General features: G+C 71.1%; 14 protein-coding genes. 6 read left to right on the top strand and 8 right to left on the bottom strand.

What is annotated here, in order from left to right; genetic code table 11:
* Positions 1 to 139: 139 nt before the first annotated feature.
* Positions 140 to 982: a [LysW]-aminoadipate kinase gene (locus tag ACQB60_RS31270; protein ID WP_496929461.1), complete on the top strand. Its 843-nt coding sequence runs from the start codon at positions 140 to 142 to the stop codon at positions 980 to 982.
* A 16-nt stretch (positions 983 to 998) separates the two neighbouring features.
* Here the strand turns inward: ACQB60_RS31270 and ACQB60_RS31265 are convergent, their stop codons facing one another.
* Positions 999 to 1,433: a hypothetical protein gene (locus tag ACQB60_RS31265; protein ID WP_496929460.1), complete on the bottom strand. Its 435-nt coding sequence runs from the start codon at positions 1,431 to 1,433 to the stop codon at positions 999 to 1,001.
* A gap of 102 nt (positions 1,434 to 1,535) precedes the next feature.
* Positions 1,536 to 2,099, bottom strand: a complete 564-nt coding sequence (locus tag ACQB60_RS31260) for a TetR/AcrR family transcriptional regulator (RefSeq protein ID WP_496929459.1) — start codon at positions 2,097 to 2,099, stop codon at positions 1,536 to 1,538.
* A gap of 66 nt (positions 2,100 to 2,165) precedes the next feature.
* Between ACQB60_RS31260 and ACQB60_RS31255 the strand changes: the two genes are divergently transcribed.
* Positions 2,166 to 3,731, top strand: a complete 1,566-nt coding sequence (locus ACQB60_RS31255; protein ID WP_496929458.1) for an FAD-dependent monooxygenase — start codon at positions 2,166 to 2,168, stop codon at positions 3,729 to 3,731.
* A 222-nt stretch (positions 3,732 to 3,953) separates the two neighbouring features.
* Positions 3,954 to 4,637: a response regulator transcription factor gene (locus ACQB60_RS31250; protein WP_496929457.1), complete on the top strand. Its 684-nt coding sequence runs from the start codon at positions 3,954 to 3,956 to the stop codon at positions 4,635 to 4,637.
* A 22-nt stretch (positions 4,638 to 4,659) separates the two neighbouring features.
* Here ACQB60_RS31250 and ACQB60_RS31245 read toward each other — a convergent pair whose 3' ends face one another.
* The 3 genes from ACQB60_RS31245 to ACQB60_RS31235 all read right to left on the bottom strand — a co-directional run bounded on the left by ACQB60_RS31245 (position 4,660) and on the right by ACQB60_RS31235 (position 11,360).
* Positions 4,660 to 6,144, bottom strand: a complete 1,485-nt coding sequence (locus ACQB60_RS31245; RefSeq protein ID WP_496929456.1) for a hypothetical protein — start codon at positions 6,142 to 6,144, stop codon at positions 4,660 to 4,662.
* 62 nt (positions 6,145 to 6,206) lie between these two features.
* Positions 6,207 to 9,884, bottom strand: coding sequence for an ACP S-malonyltransferase (locus tag ACQB60_RS31240; protein WP_496929455.1), 3,678 nt, complete (start codon positions 9,882 to 9,884; stop codon positions 6,207 to 6,209).
* Between the two features lie 267 nt (positions 9,885 to 10,151).
* Positions 10,152 to 11,360 carry an MFS transporter gene (locus ACQB60_RS31235; RefSeq protein ID WP_496929454.1) on the bottom strand — a complete coding sequence of 403 codons (1,209 nt, stop codon included), beginning with the start codon at positions 11,358 to 11,360 and terminating at the stop codon, positions 10,152 to 10,154.
* 186 nt (positions 11,361 to 11,546) lie between these two features.
* On the opposite strand from ACQB60_RS31235, the gene ACQB60_RS31230 reads away from it, so the two are divergent.
* Positions 11,547 to 11,885 carry an ArsR/SmtB family transcription factor gene (locus ACQB60_RS31230; protein ID WP_496929453.1) on the top strand — a complete coding sequence of 113 codons (339 nt, stop codon included), beginning with the start codon at positions 11,547 to 11,549 and terminating at the stop codon, positions 11,883 to 11,885.
* A gap of 148 nt (positions 11,886 to 12,033) precedes the next feature.
* Here ACQB60_RS31230 and ACQB60_RS31225 read toward each other — a convergent pair whose 3' ends face one another.
* The 3 genes from ACQB60_RS31225 to ACQB60_RS31215 are packed head-to-tail and all read right to left on the bottom strand — an operon-like array spanning position 12,034 to position 18,706.
* The gene (locus ACQB60_RS31225) at positions 12,034 to 13,386 is read right to left on the bottom strand and encodes a maltokinase N-terminal cap-like domain-containing protein (RefSeq protein ID WP_496929452.1); all 1,353 of its coding nucleotides are present in this window, start codon (positions 13,384 to 13,386) and stop codon (positions 12,034 to 12,036) included.
* The gene (gene treS, locus ACQB60_RS31220) at positions 13,383 to 15,104 is read right to left on the bottom strand and encodes a maltose alpha-D-glucosyltransferase (RefSeq protein ID WP_496929451.1); all 1,722 of its coding nucleotides are present in this window, start codon (positions 15,102 to 15,104) and stop codon (positions 13,383 to 13,385) included. The genes ACQB60_RS31225 and treS overlap by 4 nt, the downstream gene beginning before the upstream one ends.
* Positions 15,101 to 18,706 (bottom strand): maltotransferase domain-containing protein, encoded by a 3,606-nt coding sequence (locus ACQB60_RS31215; protein WP_496929450.1) that lies wholly within the window; start codon positions 18,704 to 18,706, stop codon positions 15,101 to 15,103. The genes treS and ACQB60_RS31215 overlap by 4 nt, the downstream gene beginning before the upstream one ends.
* A gap of 385 nt (positions 18,707 to 19,091) precedes the next feature.
* On the opposite strand from ACQB60_RS31215, the gene ACQB60_RS31210 reads away from it, so the two are divergent.
* Complete coding sequence (locus tag ACQB60_RS31210) at positions 19,092 to 19,919, top strand: type 1 glutamine amidotransferase domain-containing protein (RefSeq protein WP_496929449.1); 828 nt, start codon at positions 19,092 to 19,094, stop codon at positions 19,917 to 19,919.
* A gap of 32 nt (positions 19,920 to 19,951) precedes the next feature.
* Positions 19,952 to 21,553: a thiamine pyrophosphate-binding protein gene (locus ACQB60_RS31205; RefSeq protein ID WP_496929448.1), complete on the top strand. Its 1,602-nt coding sequence runs from the start codon at positions 19,952 to 19,954 to the stop codon at positions 21,551 to 21,553.
* The last annotated feature ends 103 nt before the right edge of the window (positions 21,554 to 21,656 follow it).

Below are 21,656 nucleotides of genomic sequence, written 5' to 3'. Positions count from 1 at the left end.
CGCATGCGTTTGCCGCGGACGCCCCCGGGACGGGCTCGGTCGTACCGTCCCTTCTCGGCGCGATGCCCGGCCTCCCCGGCCGTGTCCTCTCCGTCCGATCCACCCGACGTCCACCCTCCTCCGGCGAACGGGAGACACCGTGACCACCAGGCCGCTGACGGTCATCAAGTGCGGCGGCAACCCGGCCGTCGACGCCGGGGGCATCTGCGCCGAAGTCGCCCGGCTCACCGGTGAGGGAGAGTCGGTCCTTCTGGTGCACGGCGGCTCCGGAGAGATCGCGCGGCTGGCGGGGAGACTCGGTGTCCCGCAGCGCACCCTCGTCTCCCCGGACAAGGTGTCCACCCGGTACACCGACCCGGCGACGCTCGAGGTGGTCGTCCTCGCTCTGGCCGGAGGGGTCAAACCGAGGATCGTCGCGGAGCTGTCCCGCCTCGGGGTGCCCTCCGCCGGTCTCACCGGCCTGGACGGCGGCATGCTGCGCGCCCGCCGCAAGTCCGCCGTGCGGGCCGTCGTGGACGGCCGGACGGTCCTGGTCCGGGACAACCTCAGCGGCCGGCTCGGCGAGGTGCGCGTCGAACTCCCCCGGGCCCTGCTGCGGTCCGGGTTCGTGCCGGTGGTCTCACCGCCGGCGATCGACGAGCACGGCCATCCGGTGAACGTCGACGCCGACCGCGTCGCGGCCGCGCTGGCGGCGGCACTCGGCGCCGACCGCCTGGTGCTGCTGACCGGCGCCCCCGGGGTGCTGGCCGACCCCGACGACGAGACCAGCGTGCTGCCCGTGTACGAGGTGCCCGCGACCGGTGCGCCCGGCCGGTTCGCCGGCGGCGGCATGGCGCTCAAGCTCGTCGCGGCACGGGAGGCCCTGGCCGGTGGAGTGCCGTCGGTGCGCGTCGCGGACGGGCGGACGGCCGACTCGGTCGGCCGGGCGCTGTCCGGCTCCGGTACCGCGGTGACGCTCGGTCCGGGACGCGAACCCGGCTGAGCAACCCTGCATCCCGTCAGGCGGCGTCGAGCGCTCCGTTGATCTTGCGGGTCATCGCGGCCATCGCGGGGGTGGGCGCGCCCTTGTGGGCCTGCGTCGCCGCGTCGACGGCGACGTTGACGGTGCTGCGGAAGTCGGCGGCCGCTGCCGGGTTCTGCTGGTTGAGCAGGGTCATCGCTGCCGTCAGGGCGGGCAGGACGTGGTCGGCGAGTTCGGCGGTGGACCTGCCGTTCACGTTCTTGATCTTCGTCTTCTCCGCGAGTACGTGCCCGATCAGGCCCGTGGCCGCGTTCAGGGCGAGGGTGCCGTGGGTGGCGACCTTGTGGGGCGAGCCTGCGGCGTCGGCGGCGGCGAGGAGGGAGACGGCGCCGTATGCGGCGGTCCGCAGGGTGTTCTTGTCCTCGGTGGTCAGGGCGGTGAGGTCGGTGGAGGGAGCGGAGGTGGTCGACATGGTGTGTTCCTTCGGGTGTTCGGTCCGGGTTGGTGTCACCACGGTCGCCCGCCCCCCTGACACCGCACCGTCATCGTGCTGTCGCCGCTCCTGACACGACACTCAAGGCGTGCCGAGGACGCCCGTGGTGACGGCGGCGACGGCGTCCCGGGTGGCCATGGAGGGAACGCCCAGGGTGATGCGTTCAAAGGCCATGCCGGTGAGCAGGGAGACCAGGGCGTCGATCTGCTCGTCGGTCGCGTGGGGGTGGACGGCGCGGATCTGGCTCGCGCGGACTCCCAGGGTGACGGAGCGCAACTCCCGCATGAGGGCGGCTAGTTCGGGGGAGCGAGCGGCCTCCAGGGAGAGTTCGAAGCGGGCGAGGTAGCGGTTGCGCGCGGGGCCCGTTGCGGCGTCGACGGCCTCGGTGAGCAGGCCGATGAGTTGATCGGGTGTCAGGTCGGTTGGCGGCGACGGCTGTTCGGCCGCCACCTGCTGGTCAAGGATGCGGTGGGCGATGGCTTCGTAGAGCGCGGCACGGGTGCGGAAGTAGTTGGACGTGGTGCCGACGGGGACTTCGGCGGCCTTGTCGATGGCCCGGTGGGTCACTGCGGCCAGCCCTCTTTCGTCGATCAGCCGCATCGCGATGTCGGCCAGCAGTCCGCGTCGGTCGCTCTTCTTGGGCATGCCCTTGACTCTACTACACCGTAGTACTACAACGTAGTGAATCCGTTCCGCCGGAAGGAGAGGCCGATGATCCGCAACGTCGAGGTCCTTGTCGTGGGTGCCGGGCCGACCGGTCTGACCCTCGCCCTCGAACTCGCCCGGCGCGGCGTCCCCCACGCGGTGATCGACCTGAACGAGGCGCCGGCGACGGGCTCGCGCGGCAAGGGGCTGCAGCCCCGCAGCCTGGAGGTGCTGGACGACCTCGGCGTGATCGACGAGATCCTGGCCACCAGCACGACCGGCCAGCCGCTGCGCCTGCACCAAGGACGCGAGCTCGTCGTGGAGTTGGGCACCGCGGCCAGGGCACGCCCGGGCGTGCCCTACCCGAGCCTGGTGCTGCTGCCCGAGTGGCGGGTGGAGCAGGTGCTGCGCGAGCGGCTCGTCGGGTTCGGCGGAAAGGTCGAATACGGCGCGGGGCTGGTGTCCTTCGAGCAGGACGGCGAGGGCGTCGTCGCCGAGTTGGGCAACGGGGAGACCGTCGGGGCGCGTTACCTGGTCGGCTGCGACGGCGGCCACAGCACCGTGCGGCGGCTGCTGGGCGCGACGTTGGAAGGGCGCACCCATGAGGACCAGTACTTCCTCGTCGGCGACGTCACGGTCGACGGGCTCGACAGCGACGCCGCGTACGCCTGGTTCGGTGACGGCGGCAGCTACCTCGCGCTGTCACCGCTGCCGAACGCCGAGGGGGCCTGGCAGTTCCAGGCCAACGTGCTCCCCGGCCCCGACGGCAGCGTCCGCGAGCCGACGCTGGAGACCTTCCGTCTCCTCTTCCGCGAGCGTTCGGGCCGCACCGACGTGACGCTGCGCGAGGCGACCTGGCTGTCGCGCTACCGCTTCAACGCCCGCATGGTCTCCGACTACCGCCACGGCCGCGTCTTCCTTGCCGGGGACGCCGCGCACGTGCACTCCCCGGCAGGCGGGCAGGGCATGAACACCGGTATCCAGGACGCCTACAACCTCGGCTGGAAGCTGGCCGCCGTCCTCGGCGGGGCCCCGGACCAGCTCCTCGACAGCTACAGCTGCGAGCGGGTCCCGGTCGCCGCCAAGGTACTCGCCGACAGCTCCCGCGGCTTCGAGTCGGTCTTCGCCCTGCGGGGAGCTCGCCGCTTCCTGCGCGACCACGTCATATTCCCGCTGGTCAGGCGGCCCGCCGTCATGAGCCGTCTGCTCGCCAGGACCGACCAGCTCGGCATCGCCTACCGGCACTCGCCGCTCACCGTCGCCAGCGGCCCCCGCGGCGGGGTCCGCCCCGGGGACCGCGCTCCCGACGCCCGCGGCACCACCGCGGACGGGGCTCCCGCCCGGCTCTTCGACTTCACCCGCGGCCCGCACTGGACCGTTCTGGGATTCGGTGCGGAGGCGGCCCGAGGGCTGGCCGTCCTGGAGCGCGGAGAGGGCCCGGGTATCGGGGTACGGACCTGCCTGGCCGTTCGCTCCGGGCGGGGAGACCTGGTCGGCCCCGAGGCGGCGGACCTGTACGGCGCCCGGGACGGAACTCTCGTTCTGATCCGCCCCGATGGCCATCTCGCGCTCCGTACCGAGGACCCGGAGGTCGTCGTGGGATATCTCGACCGGGGCTGTGCGGCGCCGTGACCGCCCCCAGCGAGCAGGACCACCCATGGCTCGCCGCACCGGATGGTGACTTGGGCATCTTCGCCGGGACCGTCCCGCCCCGTCCCGATACTCTGGCAGGCGGTTCAACGCGCAATTGTTCGACGATGCGTACGGGGGTGGGTCATGGCACTCGACGGAGCTGAGCTGGTCGGTCCGCGCCTACGGCAGCCTGGGGGTGCGCAGCCCGCGGGCTCACCGCCCGTGGAGGAGGCGGGGGGCGGTCAGGCGGTCCGGGTTCTCGTCGTCGAGAGCAATCCCGGGGCCGCTCAGGATCTGATGTCCGATCTGCGGCGGCACAGTTACACCGCTTTCACCGTTCCCACGGGGGAAGAGGCGCTCAAGTCGCACTGCTGCGCCGACCTGATTCTCCTCGATCTCGATCTGCCGGATCTCGACGGTCTGGAGTTGTGCCGCGGGATACGGGCGATGCGTGACATTCCCATCATCGCGGTGACCGGGCGGGGTTCGGAGCTGGATCTGGTGCTCGGGCTGAAGTCCGGGGCCGACGACTATGTCGTGAAGCCCTACCGGAAAGCGGAGTTGCTCGCCCGGATGGAGGCCCTGCTGCGGCGGGCCCTTCCGAAGGAGGAGCCGAAGAGCGTCATTGCTCATGGCCCTCTTGAGTTGGACGCCCAGGCCCGTGAGGTCCGTCTCGGCGGGCAGCCGGTGGACGTCACCCGCAAGGAGTTCGATCTGCTCTTCGTGCTGGCCTCGAAGCCCGGGACCGTGCTGTCGCGGCGGGAGTTGCTGGCCGAGGTGTGGAACGACACCTGGTCGCACCGGGGGCGCACCATCGACACCCATGTGTCCAGTCTGCGGGGGAAACTGGGCGAGGGGTGGATCGTCACCGTGCGAGGGATCGGCTTTCGGTTCGGTCACTCGTGAGCACGGGGAGCCTCGTAAGCCCCTAGGAGCGGAAGTCCGCGAACAGTGGTGTCTCGCCGCCCTCTGATCCGCGCAGCCTCAGCGCGTACGACACCAGGGCGTGGTTCAGCATGTACAGGCGGCCCTCCTCCTTGCCTCCCTCGGAGAGGCTGTCGATCACCCATTCCGTCGGCGTCCGGTCCCCGTACGCGGGGTGCGGGGTGAACAGGCGCCCCGCCTCGCCTATTTCGCCGAGGACGTTCAGCGCGTACGCGAACGGGTAGGGCCGGTTGACCCGGTCGTCGTCGGTGCGGTCGAGGTCGGGGAAGCCCGCCACATAGCGGTCCAGGAGCCCGTCGCCGATCTGGTCCATCGAGCCGGTCAGCATCGCGGTCTGGATGATGTACGCGTACGCGATCCCGTTGAGGAAGTAGTTAAGGCCGGGGTCCGTGTGCTCCCACTGGCCGACGATGTCCTTGACGAAGGCGTCCTGGTCCGGGACTTCTTGTTCCAGCACTCCCAGGTTGTTCAGGGCCACCAGGTAGTACAGGCCCATGTGGGTGCGCTCGACCGGGGTGATCTCTTCGAGGAGTTTCCCGGCCTCGGCGAGGCGGTCCTTGCCGTAGGTCAGGTACGTCTGCGAACGGCCTGTCATCGCTATGGCGTTGAGCAGGGTCAGGAGCGGATAGATCTTGACGAACGCGTCGGACATGGGCTGCGGGAACGCCGGTGGTTTGGCTATCTCGTCGGCCCGGTCGAGGTAGTCCAGGGTCTCCTTGATGTAGTCGCGGCCGCGGGCGTGGATGTGGTCGCCGTAGCCGAGGAGGGTGATCACCGACAGGAGCATCGAACCGCCGCGGCCGCGGTAGAAGGGCGCGGGGATCTTCTCCAGGAGGTGTAACGCCTCGGTGACGTAGTCGCGGCCGTCGGCCACGAGGCGGTGTTTCAGGCCGAGTTGACCGATGGCGAGGAAGGCCGCGGAGTAGGCGGACAGCCTCTCGTAGTGGCCGTGGCGGCCGGCGTTCTCGTCCTTGATCTGGTCGGGCTCGATCGCGTCGGCGACCTGGAGGAGCTCGGCGACGATGTCGATGTCGTCGTTGACCAACAGGCCGCTGTCCAGGCCGAGTTTGGCGACGGTGTCCACCAGGATGGTGGTGGCCATGAGCCGGAAGTACGGGTTCTTCTCGGCGCGGATCGCGTGGAGGATCGGGCCGAGCGCGTTCTCGACGGTGCTGCGGCGGTGGGGCTGTCCGGGCTCCTCGGCGGTCAGGACCAGGTCGGCCAGGAGCTGGGAGAAGCGGGTGTACGGGCTCGCTTCCGTGACGCCCTTCTTCTCCAGGAGGCCGAAGGTGTGCCGGATGCGGGCGGCGGCCTCGTGATCGAAGGAGACGGGGTACTGGCCGAGTCCGATGCCGCGCACCATGCGCGACCAGGGCGTGGCGATCATGCGGGTCTCGTTCGCGAGGGCGTCGAGGGTGAGGGCGGGGGCCGTAGCGGCGGCGGCTGTGGTGGAGATGGTGTTCGTCATGGCTGGGTCCTCTTCTTGTGAGTGAGCGTGAGTGGGGATGCGGGTTGGGCGTGGAGCCGGTGTCAGGCGAGGTGGGGCAGCGGCGGGACCGGGAGGCCGAGGAACTCGGTGCGCTTGCCTTCGAGCATCTCCAGGGCCCAGTTGAGCCACTTGATGCCCTCGCAGTAGATCGCCACGGGGCGGCGCTGCGTCTGCCAGCTGTCGGGCAGGGTGCCGTCGAGTTCGGCCTGGAAGTGGAAGGGCGGCATGGCGGTGAAGTGCTGGCCCATCATGAACACGAAGCGGACGATCCAGTACGGGTCGTCGCGCAGGAAGGGCGAGTCCGGGTCGTCGAGGCCGAGGGCCCGCGTCATCACGGTGGCGAAGTGGTCCTCCATGCCCTGCGGATTCGCCGGGTCGACGCTGCCGCCGCCCGCGACGACGTCGCGTACGCGGTAGGCGAGCTGGTAGGGGTTGCCGGGCTCGAAGTCGACGGTCACCTGCGGCGTCTTGCCGGGGCCGGCGTCGACGTTCATCGTGAAGTGCTCGAAGTGCATCTCGTCGTAGTGGCCGATGGAGTTGTGCCAGGGCTTGTTGTCGTACATCGCGTCGTCGCGGGTGGCGGCGCCCTCGCCCTTGAAGCCGATGGCGCGCGGGTCGAGGAACTTGATGCCGAGGGACTCCGCGGTGATGGCCTGCAGCGCCGCGTCGATCTCCTCCTGCGGGGCGTCGTCCTCGATGAGGTGCTGGGCGTGCAGCAGGGGCTGGACGTTCAGCATCTTGATGTTCTCGGTGTTGGTGTCGCCCATCACCAGGGAGTGGAAGGCCGGTTCGAGCACGGACCGGAACTCCGGTGTGCCGCGGAACCGCTCCAGCAGGGCCTGGTGGTTGAGGTAGGAGGTGCCGTTGATGACGATGCGCTCGGTGTCGATGAGGTGCTCGCTGAAGGTGGCGGGCGCGGTGCGGCGGGACAGCTCCAGACGGTCCTCGATCTTCTTGAAGTAGGAGACGTCCAGGGTGTCGCCGGGTGCGGGCACCCGGTTGACGCTGTGCACGTGGTCGTTCAGGACGTGCACGATCTGCTCGTAGAGGCGGGCGATGACGGCCGGGGGCGGCGACTGCTTCTCCACGAAGCGGGAGACCTCTTCGCCGTCGACGTAGCTCATCTCGTAGATGACCTCGCGGTCGGCGGACCGGCCCGCCGCCTCCTGCTGGTGCGCGGGGATCGGGATCTGGCGCTCCACGACGCCGAAGACCTCGGGGAAGTAGCGGCCCACCGGGGCGGGCAGGGACTGGAGGTACTCGGCCTGCTTGCGGGCCTTGGCGAAGGGGGCGAGCATCACGCCCGCGCCGTCCGGGCTCCAGTGCGCGGTGGTCAGCGCCTCGGAGAGGATCTTGCGGACCGTGATGCGCTGCTCGCCGTCCTTCTTGACGAACATCGTCATCGACTCGCTGCCGCCCTTGCCGAAGGAGACGAGGCTCTCGTCGACGCCGATGTAGGAGGCGACGGTGCTGGGCAGGACGCGGCGCTCCTGCGCGTTCTCGCGGATGCGGTGGCTCTCGTCGGTCAGGGTCAGCAGGGACCGGTACTCGAAGGCGTCCAGTTCGGGGGCGATGCCCTTGGTGCGGGCGGCGGCCGGGGAGGGCACGGCCAGGGTGTGGGCGTTGAAGGAACCGGCGTCGATGTCGGTGGTGGCGTCGGTGGTGGCCCGGTCGGTGCCGAGGGAGACGATGCTGAGGTCGCCGTTGAGGTGGATGCGGCGGGTCGGGCCCTCCAGCGCCCCGTCGAGGAGGACGGCGCGGGTGGCGTCGCGCAGGTCCTTCTCGGCCTGTACGGGCACGCCCTGCGGGGAGATGACCGGGATCTCGGCCGGGCCGATGAGGGTGAGGAGGCCGTGGAGTGCGTCGGTGTCGCCGCCGGCCGCGGCGGTGTGCAGGCGGGCGGCGTCGGACACGGAGAGGGATCCGCTCGCGGCGAGTGCGGCGCTCCAGCCGGTCGGGGCGCTGCCCGCGAGGTAGAAGTCGTGGGCGAAGACGGCGGGCCGGCTGTGGCGCAGCTCCTCGAAGAGCAGGTACGAGTAGGCGATGCGGGCGTCGATCCGGTCGAACTCGTCGTACGTGCTGCTCGGCAGCGGCCGGGCGCCGAGCAACTGCCGTACGGAGCGGGCCAGTTCGTCGCCGTCGGTCGCCTGGTGGGAGTCGAAGTGGAAGACGACGACCTCGTGCTCGCCGGTGGTCAGCGTACGGGTGCCGGTGGTGCCGTCGGCGGTGAGGACCTGCAGTTCGATGTGGGCGCGGCCCTGGGCGGCGGGGTCGGCGGTGTGGCGCTTCTTCAGGCGGGCGCGCTGGACGAGTTCGCCGGCGCCGATGTGGGCGCGGTGGGCGTAGGTGTGCTGGAAGGTCTCCAGGAGCCGGTAGAAGGACGCGGTTCCGGTGCGCTCGGGGCGGAGCATCGCGCGGGCGATGAGGGGTTCGGTGACGTGGCGTACGTACTGGTCGGCGAGGTCGCTCTCGTCGACGAGCCGGAACAGGTCGCGCAGCAGGTCGTGGAGGGCGGGGTCCTGGCCGAGGTCGGTGTCGTGGAGCTTCTCCAGGTGGGAGGTGAGCCGGTCGGTGAGGGAGACGAGGCGGGTGAGGTGGTCGGCGTCGTCGGGGGTCGCGGTGTAGGAGGCGGCGGGGAGCGGGGAGCGGTTGTCGGCGAGGAGCTGCAGCGACTTTCCGCCGGGGCCGAGTTCGAGCACCATGTCGGCCTGGACGAGCTGGTCGAGGTTCTCCACGGTGGCCTGGGAGGCCATGGCCTCGTCGGTCATGGCGAGGACCGCGTCGCGGATCTCCTTGCCGGTGGTCAGGAGCCAGCCGGTGTGGTTGGCGACGACGGGGACGACGGGCTCGGAGAAGCCGATCAGGTGGGCGTCGAGGAACTGCTCCAGGGCCTCGCGGGCGGGCCGCATCCGGGCGGAGTGGGCCAGGAAGACGGTGGGCTCCTTCAGGTCCTCCACCTCCACCTCGGGCAGGGAGCGGGCGAAGGCGGTGAACTCGCCGTGGGCGTCGGCCCGGACGTAGAGGTTGGCCTGCTGCGGGGAGTACGACTTGTGCGGCTCGACGTCCGCCTCCGTGAACCGGCCGCGGAGGGCGTCGAGGGCATCGGCGAGGGCGAGTTGGGTGGGTGCCTTGAGGGCGACGACGTGGAAGGGCTCGGGGACGAGGGCGGTGCCGCGGGTGGAGTGGGGCAGGTGCGCGGCGAGTTCGTTGGCAAACGCCTCGTTGGGGATCTGTCCGGTGGCGGCCAGGTGCAGGAGCGGGGTGAACGCCTGGGCGATCCTCACGCCGTCGGGGACGGAGAGCGACCCGGAGGCGATGGCGGCGGTCAGGATGCCGAAGCTCTCGCCGGTGTAGGCGGCGACGGTGACGGGCAGCCCGTTCTCCTTGGCGGTGTGGCGCAGGTGCGCGTCGACGGCCAGGTTGTGGGTGACGAGGGCGGCGCCGATGAAGCCCTGTCGCTCCAGGCGGTCGGCGGGCAGGTTCTCCGGGGTGAGCAGGAGCCGTCCGGGCCGGCCGGGGAAGCCGAGGGCGGCGGCGGCCTGGCGGTAGATGCGGCCGATCTCGGGGATGCCGGAGTCGAGGAGCTCGCTGCCGAGGTTCTGGTAGGCGGACCGGCTGCCGAGGCCGGGGAAGAATCCGGCGACGCGGACGCTGTCGGCGGTGTTCGAGCGGATGTCGGCGGTGGTGTCGGAGCCGGTGTGCGAGAGCGAGCGGGTCATTTCTGTCTCCTGCTTCCCTGTCACTAAGTTCAGATCGACGTTTCGCGATGTGTCTATGGTGGTCGATCCGGAGAAGCTGTTTCAACACCCGCCGGTACAGGGAACCGTCCGGCTTTCTCCGCCGAATTGCAGAGCCACGCCAGGGAAATGTCAGAGAAGTGTCAACTGGCGCAGGCGAATTGACGGGGCAACAGAAACAGGGATTGGGGCGGCCGTTCGGCCGCCCCAATCCCTGGGGACGTTACTGCGGGGAATTCCCCCGGCGGGTCAGACCCGCTCCACCTCCAGCTGCGGGGACTCCCCCGCCACGACGGCGCTCGGCTCGGCGGCGGCGGACCTGCGGCCCCCGAGGGAGCCCAGGACGACCGCGACCGTGCCGGCCGCCGCGAGCGCGGCCCCCGCCCACAGCGGCGACAGGTAGCCGTACCCGGCGGCGATGGTCAGACCGCCGGCCCAGGCGCCGATCGCGTTGCCGACGTTGAACGCCGCGATGTTCGCGCCGGAGGCCAGGGTCGGGGCGTCACCCGCGTACTTCATGGTGCGCACCTGGAGACCCGGCGCGGCGGCGAGGCCGACGGCGCCCATGAGCAGCAGGGCGATGACCGTGGCGACCTTGCTCTCCGCGGTGAGCGCGAAGGCGGCGAGGATGACGGTGAGTCCGGCCATGATCGTGGTCAGGGTGCCGTCGACGGAGCGGTCGGCCGCCTTGCCGCCGAAGAAGTTGCCCGCGAAGGTGCCGACGCCGAACAGGACGAGCAGCCACGGCACGGTCGAGGTGGCGAAGCCGCTGACGTCGGTGAGGGTGAAGGCGATGTAGGTGTACGCGCCGATGACGCTGCCGAAGGCGAGGACGCTCAGCAGGATGGAGACCCACACCTGGCCGCGCCTGAAGACGGCGAACTCGGCGCGCAGGCTGCCCCCGGCGGCCGCGGTCGCCTTCGGTACGAGCGCCTGGATGCCGACGAGGGAGACGATGCCGATGGCGGTGACGGCCCAGAACGTGGAGCGCCAGCCGGCCTGCTGGCCGAGGAACGTGCCGAGCGGGACGCCGAGCACGTTGGCGGCGGTCAGGCCGCCGAACATGAGCGCGATGGCGCCGCCCTTCTTGGTCGGCGCGACCATGTCGGACGCGACGACCGCGCCGACGCTGAAGAACGCGCCGTGGCAGAGCGCGGCGATGATGCGGCCGACCATGAGGAGGCCGTAGGTGGGCGCGATCGCGGAGATCAGGTTGCCCGCGATGAACAGGACCATGAGGCCGACGAGGACCTTCTTGCGGTCGAGGCGGGCGACCAGGGCGGTCAGCAGGAGCGCGCCGACGGCGACGCTGAGGGCATAGCCCGAGACGAGGTACCCGGCGACCGACTCCGAGACGTCGAAGTCGTCCGCCACCTCGGGGAGGAGGCCGACGATTCCGAACTCGGTGAGGCCGATGCCGAAGCCTCCCAGTGCCAAGGCGATGAGCCCGATAGGCATGGCGAAACCTTCCGTTGCGGGGGCAGGAGGCACGGAGTCCGTGCCGGACGGAAACACTGACGTATCGACGTATCGTAGATGTTCGATGCGTTAAGTCAAGCCCACCTCCCCGCCCTTCGCCCTCCCGGCGGAGGCCGCCCTCGGGGTAACATATCGACAGTTCTCGATTCGTCTCCTGGAGGGCCCATGCCGACGAGCACCCAGACCACGACCGAGCCCCAGGTGTGCGCCGAGCTCCTCGACCCGCTGAAGGCGCTGGCCAACCCCGTACGTCTGCAGATCCTGCTGTGGCTGCGCGAGCCCGAGGCCAACTTCCCGGAGGCCGCCGAGCCGTACACCGTCGGCGTCTGCGTCAGCCACATCCAGGAGAAGGCGGAGCTGGCCCAGTCCACGGTCTCCGCCTACATGGCCACGCTGGAGCGCGCGGGCCTCGTCAGCTCCACACGGGTGGGCAAGTGGACCCACTACCGCCGCAACGAGGAGGGCATCGCCCGGGTCGGAGAGACCATCCGCACGTGCCTCTGAGCCGTCCCACGGGTGCGGACCCATCTGCTTCGCCTTTCAAGAATTCATGCTGATTCCCACGAGGCCCCGGTGAACTTCCGTTATGGCCCGGTCACTCCATGAAATCGCCCGGGCCATCGACGGACCACGCCGCGGGTGAATCCGGGAACTACTTCGGCGAATTGCCAAAAAGGAGCCGGTCGAGGGCCTGGAGCGGGATGCGCAGGAATGCGGGGCGGTGGGCCGCCTCATAGCGGGTTTCGTAGACGGCCTTGTGGAGCGTGTAGGCGTGCAGCAGGGCCGCCTCGGCGCGGGGGTCGGTGCCCGTGACCGTGGAGTAGCCGTGGCAGAAGGCGTCCTGGGCCTGGCCGACGGTGGTGCGGGTGTCGCCGCCGGGCTGGGCCGCGGCGGCCGCGTAGTCGAAGGAGCGGAGCATCCCGGCGATGTCGCGCAGGGGCGAGTGGTGCTCGGTGCGCTCGTGGATGGGCGCGGAGGGCTCGCCCTCGAAGTCGATGACGACCCAGCCCTCGTCGCTGCGCAGCAGCTGGCCGAGGTGGAGGTCGCCGTGGACGCGCTGGGCGCTCAGTCCGGTGGGGAGGGCGGCCAGGTCGTCGTAGGCGGTGCGCAACAGGCCCTCGTAGGGGGCCAGTTCAGGCACGGCCGCGGTGGCCTGGTCGAGCTGGCGGTGCATGGCGGTGGCCAGCTGGACCAGGTCGGCGCGGGTGAGCGGGGTGGTGCCGAACGCCTCCGCCAGGGCGGTGTGGACCTGGCCGACGGCACGGCCCATGTGCTGGGCGTCGGTGGCCAGGTCGGCGTGGTGGCAGGGGGGCCGGAAGGCTTCGGTGGCGATCTCCCAGCCGTCGGTGGCGGTCGGCAGGAAGCGCTGGATGATGGCGAGGGTCACCGGGGTGGAGCCGATGCGGCCCTCAAGTGCGCCGTAGACCGGGGCGATGCGGCCGTTGTCGCTGGTGAGCAGGGCGCGTTGGACCTCCAGGTCGGGGTTGGTGCCCGGGTGGAGGCGGCGGAAGAACTTCACCAGATAGCGGTCGTCGACGACGACGGAGGTGTTGGACTGCTCGACGCCCAGGGGCTGGCAGGCCGTGACCGGGTGGGCGGAGAGGTGGTCGGAGCCGCTGGCTTCGCAGTGGCCGGCCAGGGCCTCGCTGGTGCGCGGGCGGCTGACGAGGTGGAACAGGGCCTGGACCAGGTTCGGGTCGGCCATGGCCTCGTAGACGACCGTGCCGTCGAGGGTGGTGATGATGTGGTCGGCGGCGGTGGGGGGCGGGGTCGCCGTGGTGTGCCCGATGGCGGTCTGGAAGTGGTCGCTGGTGCCGTCGGTGAACTCGGCCTGCAGGATCACGATGTGCCCGCAGCTCGCGTCGCTCAGCGTGATGGGCTCGTTGTGGACGATGCGGACGCCGCTGAGGGTGCGGTCCTTGCCCGCGTACCAGCGCTGGTGGGGCAGCCAGTGGTGCAGGGCGGGGGCGAGGCGGTCGTCGGTGAGCGGGGGCGGGGTGGTCATCGGCGGTCCTCGTCGGGGCAGACGCAGAACCAGTGGAAGCCGTGGCCGGGCAGGCTGAGCCGGTAGGGGTGCGCGTCGATGACGGGGTACCGGGCGTGGCCGGTCACCTCGACGGGGGTGATGCCGGCGTAGGCGCGCAGGTCGAGCTCGACGGGCTGCGGGTGGCGGGAGAAGTTGTTGACGCACAGGACCTGGGAGCGGGCGCCGTCGGGGGCGGTGTGGCTGCGCAGGTAGGCGAGGACGGCAGGGTTGGAGCTGGGTATCTCCTCGAAGTCGCCGACGCCGAAGGCGGGGTGGGCGCGGCGGGCGTGGAGCATGTTGCGGGTCCAGTGGAGCAGGGACGCCTCGTGGGCGTTCTGGCTCTCGACGTTGATGGCCTGGTGCCCGTAGACGGGGTCCATGATCGTGGGCAGGGTCAGGCGCGCGGGGTCGCAGCGGGAGAAGCCGCCGTTGCGGTCGGAGGTCCACTGCATCGGAGTGCGCACCGCGTCGCGGTCGCCGAGCCAGATGTTGTCGCCCATGCCGATCTCGTCGCCGTAGTAGAGGATCGGCGAGCCGGGCAGCGACAGCAGGAGAGCCGTGAACAGCTCGATCTGATTCCTGTCATTGCCCAGGAGCGGGGCGAGACGGCGGCGGATGCCGATGTTGGCGCGCATCCGCGGGTCCTTGGCGTACTCCGCGTACATGTAGTCGCGTTCCTCGTCGGTGACCATTTCCAGGGTCAGCTCGTCGTGGTTGCGCAGGAAAATGCCCCACTGGCAGCCGGACGGGATCTTGGGAATGCTCGCCAGGATCTCGGAGACGGGGTAGCGGGATTCATAGCGTGCGGCCATGAAAAGGCGCGGCATGAGCGGGAAGTGGAATGCCATGTGGCATTCGTCGCCGCCGGTCTCGTAGTCACCGAAGTAGTCGACGACGTCCTCGGGCCACTGATTTGCCTCGGCGAGCAGGACCCGGTCCGTGTATTCCTTGTCGACCACGGCGCGGACGCGCTTGAGGAACTCGTGGGTGCGGGGCAGGTTCTCGCAGTTGGTGCCCTCTTCGGCGTACAGATAGGGCACGGCGTCCAGGCGGAATCCGTCGACGCCGAGGTCGAGCCAGAAGCGCAGGGCGTCGAGCATCTCCTCCTGGACCGCGGGGTTCTCGTAGTTGAGGTCCGGCTGGTGGGAAAAGAAGCGGTGCCAGAAGTACTGCTTGCGGACCGGGTCGAAGGTCCAGTTCGACGTCTCGGTGTCGACGAAGATGATGCGGGCGTCGGGGTAGCCGGTGTCATCGTCGGACCAGACGTAGTAGTCGCCGTAGGGGCCCTCGGGGTCGGTGCGGGACTGGTGGAACCACGGGTGCTGGTCGCTGGTGTGGTTCATGACCATGTCGATGATGACGCGGATGCCGCGCCGGTGGGCCTCGGCGAGGAGGGCGGTGAAGTCGTCGAGGGTGCCGAACTCCGGCAGCACGGTGCGGTAGTCGGCGACGTCGTAGCCGCCGTCCCGCAGCGGCGACTGGAAGAACGGCGGCAGCCACAGGCAGTCGACGCCGAGCCACTCCAGATAGTCGAGCCGGCTGGTGAGTCCTTTGAGGTCGCCGACGCCGTCGCCGTCGCTGTCCTGGAAGGAGCGGACGAGGACTTCGTAGATGACGGCGCGCTTGTACCAGTCCGGCTGGGGGGCGAGGGGCGTCGCGGTGGCGCTGCCCGGAGCGGGCGTCTGGTGGGTGGTCATGGCGTCCTCCAGGCGAAGATGCGGGCGGCGGACCGCTCCGGGCTGAGCTTTACGGCGGTGACGGGGCGCAGCGGGGCGACGTCCCCGGTGAGGGCGTCGACCGCGGTGACGGCGTCGAGGCCGTCCAGGTCGAGGGCGAGGTTGCCCTCCTCGGTGCCGGTCGGGTTGAGGTTGACCACGCACAGCACGGTGTCGCCGGTCGCCGGGTCGGACTTGCTGTAGGCGATGAGGGCGTCGTTGTCGACGGGGTGGAAGCGCAGGGTGCGCAGCTGGTGCAGGGCGGGGTGGTCGCGGCGGATCTGGTTGAGGCGGGTGATCCAGGGTTCGAGTGAGCGGTCCGCGGCGCGGGCGGCGGCGTGGTCGCGGGGGCGCAGCTCGTACTTCTCGGAGTGGAGGTACTCCTCGGTGCCGGGGCGCAGCGGCTCGTTCTCGTAGAGCTCGTAGCCGCTGTAGACGCCCCAGCTGGGGGAGAGGGTCGCGGCCAGGGCGGCGCGCAGGGCGAACATGCCGGGGCCGCCGCGCTGCAGGTGCACGGGCAGGATGTCGGGGGTGTTGACGAAGAAGTTGGGCCGCAAGTGGTCGGCGGCGGCGACGAGTTCGGTGAGGTAGGTGGTGAGTTCCTGCTTGGTGTCGCGCCAGGTGAAGTAGGTGTACGACTGGGAGAAGCCGCGCCGGGCCAGGCCCTCCAGGACGGCGGGGCGGGTGAACGCCTCGGCGAGGAAGACCACGTCGGGGTGGGTGTCCTGCACCGTGCGGATGAGCCAGTCCCAGAAGTCCGGCGGCTTGGTGTGGGGGTTGTCGACGCGGAAGATGCGCACGCCGCGGTCGATCCAGAGGCGGACGATGCGCAGGACTTCGGGGTAGAGCGTCTCGGGGGCCCGGTCGAAGTCGAGGGGGTGGATGTCCTCGTACTTCTTGGGCGGGTTCTCGGCGTGGGCGACGGTGCCGTCGGGGCGGGCGGTGAACCACTCGGGGTGTTCGGTGAGCCAGGGGTGGTCCGGGGAGCACTGCAGGGCGAGGTCGAGGGCGACTTCGAGGCCGTGGCCGCGGGCCCGGTCGACGAAGTGGGCGAAGTCCTCGACGGTGCCGAGCTCGGGGTGGATGGCGTCGTGGCCGCCGTCGGCGGAGCCGATGGCCCAGGGGGAGCCGACGTCGTCGGGGCCCGCGGTGAGGGTGTTGTTGCGGCCCTTGCGGTGGGTGCGACCGATGGGGTGGATCGGGGGGAGGTAGACGACGTCGAAGCCCATGCGGGCGATGCGGGGGAGCTCTTCGGCGGCGGTGCGCAGGGTGCCGTGGCGGGGGGTGCCGTCGGGGTGGGTGCCGCCGGTGGAGCGCGGGAAGAGCTCGTACCAGCTGCCGAACTGGGCGCGCGGGCGCTCGACTTGGACGGCGCAGGCACGGCTCTCGGTGACGAGGTCGCGCGGCGGGGCGGCCATGACGGTCTCGTGAACCTGCGGCGAGAGGGCGGTGCGGGCGCGGTCGGGCGGGGTCAGGGTGGTGTCGCGGAGTTCGGCGGCGGCGCGGGTGAGCAGGGCGGCTTCGGTACCGGCGTCGGCGCCGAGAGGAGCGGTTTCGGCGGTGGTGGCGGGGCGGGGCGGCGGGGCGGGTGCGGTGCCGGCGCGCGTGAGCAGGTTGTGTTCGGCGCCGGTGAGCGTCGCTTCGGCGGTGGACCGGTCGGCGCTGGACCGGTTGGCGCTGGTGCGCCTGAACAGGTTGTGTTCGGCGCCGGTGCGGGACGGCGGCACGTCGCGGTCGGCGGCGCCGCTGAGAGCGGCTTCGGCGGTGGTACGGGAGGCGGCCGTGCGGGAGGCAGCGGGGGAGGCAGCCGTGCGGGAGGCGGCGACGCGGTCCAGGAGGCGGGCTCCGGACTCCAGTTCGTTGGCGAGGTCGTCGATGCCCGCGGCGAGCTTGGCCTGCAGTCCGGTGCGCCAGGTGGTCCAGGGGTCGGCCCATGCCTGCACCCGGTAGTGGCAGTGGCCGGGGGTGGTGGGCACGGCGGTCGCGTGGTGGCGGTCGGGGTTCTCGGCGTCCGGGCGCATGCGGATGCGGGTGCGGGTGCCGTCCGGGTCGTACCAGATGACGTCGGCGCCGATGGCTTCGTGGCCCTCGCGCCAGACGGTGGCGGCGATGTCCAGGTGCTCGCCGACGACGGCCTTGGCGCGGTGGGCGCCATGGCCGACGACCGGTGATATGTCGTCAATTGCCAAACGACCAAGCATTGTTCGCTCCCATGAGTCACCGCTGGGGCTTGCCTTGTGGAACGTGGGCTCAGTGCCGGGGCCGGGGGCCGGACGCGAGGCGGGCGCCGGACGTGGGGGCCGGGGGCGCGCCGGGGACCGCGCCGGGTGCGAGTCCCGTGGCCCGGGGGTGCTGGGCGGGTCGCACGGGACGTTCATGGTCGATTCCCCGTGAAGCCTTGGGCAAGGATCGCCGGGCGACTTGGGGGAGTTGGGCAGGTCGCGCGGCGGGCGGGGGCGGCCGAGGCGGCGGGTGAGGGGGCGTTCCACTCCGTCGTGCAGGAGCCGGGCCAGGAGCAGGCTGACGGCGAGGAACGCGAGGGTGCGCAGGGCCGCGGTGAACATTCCGGTTGTGGCGTGGATCCCCGCGGCGGCGAGGAGGCGGTCGCCGTGGGTGAGGACGGGGCGGTGCACGAGGTAGAAGGCGAAGGAGAGTTCGCCGAGCCGGACCATGGCCCGCCGCGCGAGCGCCCGGCAGCGGCGTGCCGGTGCGCCGGTGCGGTCGGTGCGGTCGGTGCGGTCGGTGGTGGCGAGGGCGCAGATCAGGGCGGCCAGCGGCACCGTCGTCACGGCGGTCAGGCCGTACAGGTAGGGGGCGTGGGTGGCCAGGACGCAGGCACCGGCGGCGAGGAGGGCCGCGGTGCGCGGGCCGGGGCCGCGCCACCGGCCGGTGCGCACGATGCGGGCGAGGACCATGCCGAGGGCGAACTCGGGGAGCCGGGCGGGCGGCAGCACGTAGACGGCCCAGTAGTGCCACAGGCCGGGCGTGCCGTCGGGCATGGGCAGGGGCGGGCCCGGTGGGACGAGCAGGTGGACGGCGGCGGGCAGGGCGGTGATCGTGCCGGTCAGGAGGAGCGCGCAGGTCCACAGGTGGCGGGGGCGGACGCGGGCCAGGACGTGCCAGAGCGCGGGGAACAGGGCGTAGAAGAACAGCTCGGCGGAGAGGGACCAGCTGACCGGGTTGCCGCTCACGAAGACGGCGGGGTCGGGCACCCAGGCGTGCAGGAGCAGCAGGTTCGGCAGCAGCTCGGCGAGGGTCGGGGTGAGATGGGCTGTGGTGAGCAGGGCGAAGGCGGCCGCGGCGGTGAGGGCGTGGTTGGGGTAGATCTTGGCGAGGCGGCGGCGCCAGAACCGCCGGGGGGTGTCGTCGGGGCGGGCCGCGTGGGCCAGCACGAATCCGCTGAGGATGAAGAAGCAGCTGACGCCGGCCCAGCCCGCCTTGGCGAGCAGCGGCTGGACGCCTTCGGGCAGGGGCGGGACGCCGAGGGAGGCGTGCAGGCAGAAGACCAGGAAGGCGGCGACGAACCGCAGCGCGGTGAGGGAGTCGAGCCGTGCGGGCGGTCTCTCGACAGGGGCAGGAGGCATGGCGGAGTTCCTCCACGGTCTCCGGGCGTTCCGGGTTGTACGGACTCCGGGCCACGCCCGGCCATGCAGACTCCGGGCCACACCGGGCTGCGGCTCCTGGCCACCCCGGCCACGCGGACACCGGCCCCCACCGGGCTGCGACTCCGAGCCACCCCCGGCCGCCCGGACACCACCCGTACCGGGCTAAGCAAAGTACCCAGGATATTCACGGGAATTGAGCGTCCCGCGGCGATTGGGCCAAGTCCGGGAAGTCTCCGCTGCCGGGCTGTCGGCCATTGCCGCCGTCCGTGAGTGCCAGCTTCACTCGGCAGAGTCTGCAGTTTCCGGATTTCCCCGCGGCATGGTCGGCAGGGCGGAATCCCCTCTTCACAGCAGGGAGACATCCGTGTCCAAACGCATCCTGGTGGTGCTGTCCGAATACGGGTATTGGGGCGAGGAACTCGTCGGTCCTCTCGAAGCCTTCGACGCCCGCGGATACCGCACGACATTCATTACGCCCAATGGAAAGCGGGCACACGCGCTGCCGCCGAGCCTGGACTCCGAATACCTCGACCCGCCGCTCGGCCGCTCGGTCACGACGCGGGACATGGCCCGGCGGGCGCGCGCCCTGGACGACTCGAGCAGGCTCGACAACCCGCTGAGCCTCGCGGAGCTGCTGCCGGAGCGCCCGTACTCCAGTGCCCTCAACTACCTGCGGGAGCTGGAGGGTTACCACCGTCGCCTGGAGACCGCCACGCAGGAGCTGGTGACCGGCTTCGACGCGCTGGTCATCGTGGGCGGCAGCGGGCCGATCGTGGACCTCGCCAACAACGAGCGCCTCCACGAGCTGGTCCTCGCGTTCGTCGCGGCGGACAAGCCGCTGCTCGCCGAGTGCTACGGCGTGGCGGCGCTCGCGTTCGCGCGGGACTGGGAGTCGCGGCGCAGCATCCTGTGGGGCAAGCACGTCACCGGGCACCCCAAGGAGTACGACTACAAGGACGGCACCGGTTTCCTCGGCGTGGAGTTCAACATGGGCCCGCCGCCGTATCCGCTGGAGTACATCCTGCGCGACGCGACCGGTCCCGACGGGGCCTTCCACGGCAACGTCGGCAAGGAGACGTCCGTGATCGTCGACTACCCGTTCATCACGGCCCGTTCGACCCCTGACTCCGTTCCGTCCGGCGAGCTGCTCGTCGAGGTCCTCGACAACGGGCTGCGCCGCCACGGCTGGTGACGGCCGCGATCCTCCGGGAGGAGATCCCACCCATGTCCGCCAGGCCAGCAAAGGCCGCGCTGTTCGAGCAGCTCGCGGCCGACGGCATCACCCACATGTTCGGCAATCCCGGGACTGTCGAGCAGGGCTTCCTCGATCTCGTCGACCACAGCGACACGCAGTACGTGCTGGCCCTGCACGAGGCGGTCGCCGTGGGCATGGCCGACGGCTATGCCCGCGCGGCGCAGGCCCCGGCCGTGGTGCAGCTGCACAGCGGCGTGGGGCTCGGCAACGGCATCGGCATGCTCTACCAGGCCAAGCGCGGCGGTTCGCCGCTGGTGACGCTGGTGGGCGAGGCCGGGGTCAAGTACTCGGCGATGGATGCCCAGATGGCCGCCGACCTGGTGGCCATGGCGGAGCCCGTCACGAAGTACGCGACCCGGGTGCTCGATCCGTCGTCGGTGCTGCGGGAGGTGCGGCGCGCGGTGAAGATCGCGATGACGCCGCCGCGCGGCCCGGTGATGGTGGTGCTGCCCGCCGACGTCCTGGACGAGGTCACCTCGGAGCCCGCGGTGGCGACGTCGGTGCCGTCGTTCCGCAGCGTGCCGCAGCCCGCCGACGTGGCACGGGCGGCGGAACTGCTGCAGGGCGCCGAGCGGCCGCTGATCCTCATGGGCGACGGCGTGGCCACCAGCGGGGCGCAGCAGGAGCTGACGGCCGTCGCTGAGCGCCTGGGCGCCATGGTGTGGGGGGTGAACTCGTCGGAGGTGAACTTCGACGTGACCCACCCGCTGTACGGCGGCGGCCTCGGCCACATGTTCGGGGCCGACAGTGCGCGCGTCGTCGAGGACGCCGACGCCGTGCTGATCGTGGGGACGTATGTGTTCCCCGAGGTGTTCCCGCGCCTGGGGAGCCCGTTCCGTGAGGGCGCGCGGATCGTGCACGTCGACGCGGACGCGTACGAGATCGCCAAGAACTTCCCCGTGGACCTGGGCCTGGTCGCCGACCCCAAGCTCACGCTGGGCGCGCTGGCCGGCGAGCTGGAGCGGCGGGGCGCCCCCGCGCGGGCGGTGCACCGCGGCGAACGGCTGCCGGTGGAGCCGGACTCGCCGATGGGGCACTTCGCGCGGGCCCTCGCCGAACAGGCGGACCCGGAGCGGCTGGTCGTGTTCGACGAGGCGCTGACCGCGTCGGGTCCACTCACCGCGCAGCTGCCGCCGCGTGTCCCCGGCAGCTACTTCCAGACCCGCGGCGGCTCCCTGGGCGTGGGCATTCCGGGGGCCCTCGGCATCAAGCTGGCCCGGCCCGAGGCGCAGGTGGTGGGGTTCACCGGTGACGGCGGCAGCATGTACACGGTCCAGGCGCTGTGGACCGCCGCCCGGTACGGCATCGACGCGAAGTTCGTGATCTGCAACAACCGCCGCTACCGGCTGCTCGACCACAACATCGAGCAGTACTGGTCGGAGCAGGGGGTCCCGGGCCACGCCTACCCGGACTCCTTCGACCTGACGCGGCCCGAGATCGGCTTCGCGCAGCTGGCCCGCTCCCTGGGCGTCGAGTCGCTCCGCGTCGAGGAGCCGGAGCAGGCGAAGGAGGCGGTGCGCCGGATGCTGGCGCACGACGGGCCGTTCCTGGTCGACCTGGTCACCGAGTAGGCCGCCGCCGTGCCGCCGCTCGAGACCCTGTGCCTCCCCCTGGCTCCGCTGCCGCCCTTCACGGCGTCCCTCCTCCCCCTGTCCGACCCCGCCACGCCACTCA

This window comes from Streptomyces odontotermitis (genome assembly GCF_050510915.1).
GTDB lineage: Bacteria > Actinomycetota > Actinomycetes > Streptomycetales > Streptomycetaceae > Streptomyces.
Note: the sequence above shows the minus strand (reverse complement) of the source record. Positions and strands in the feature narration are given on the sequence as shown.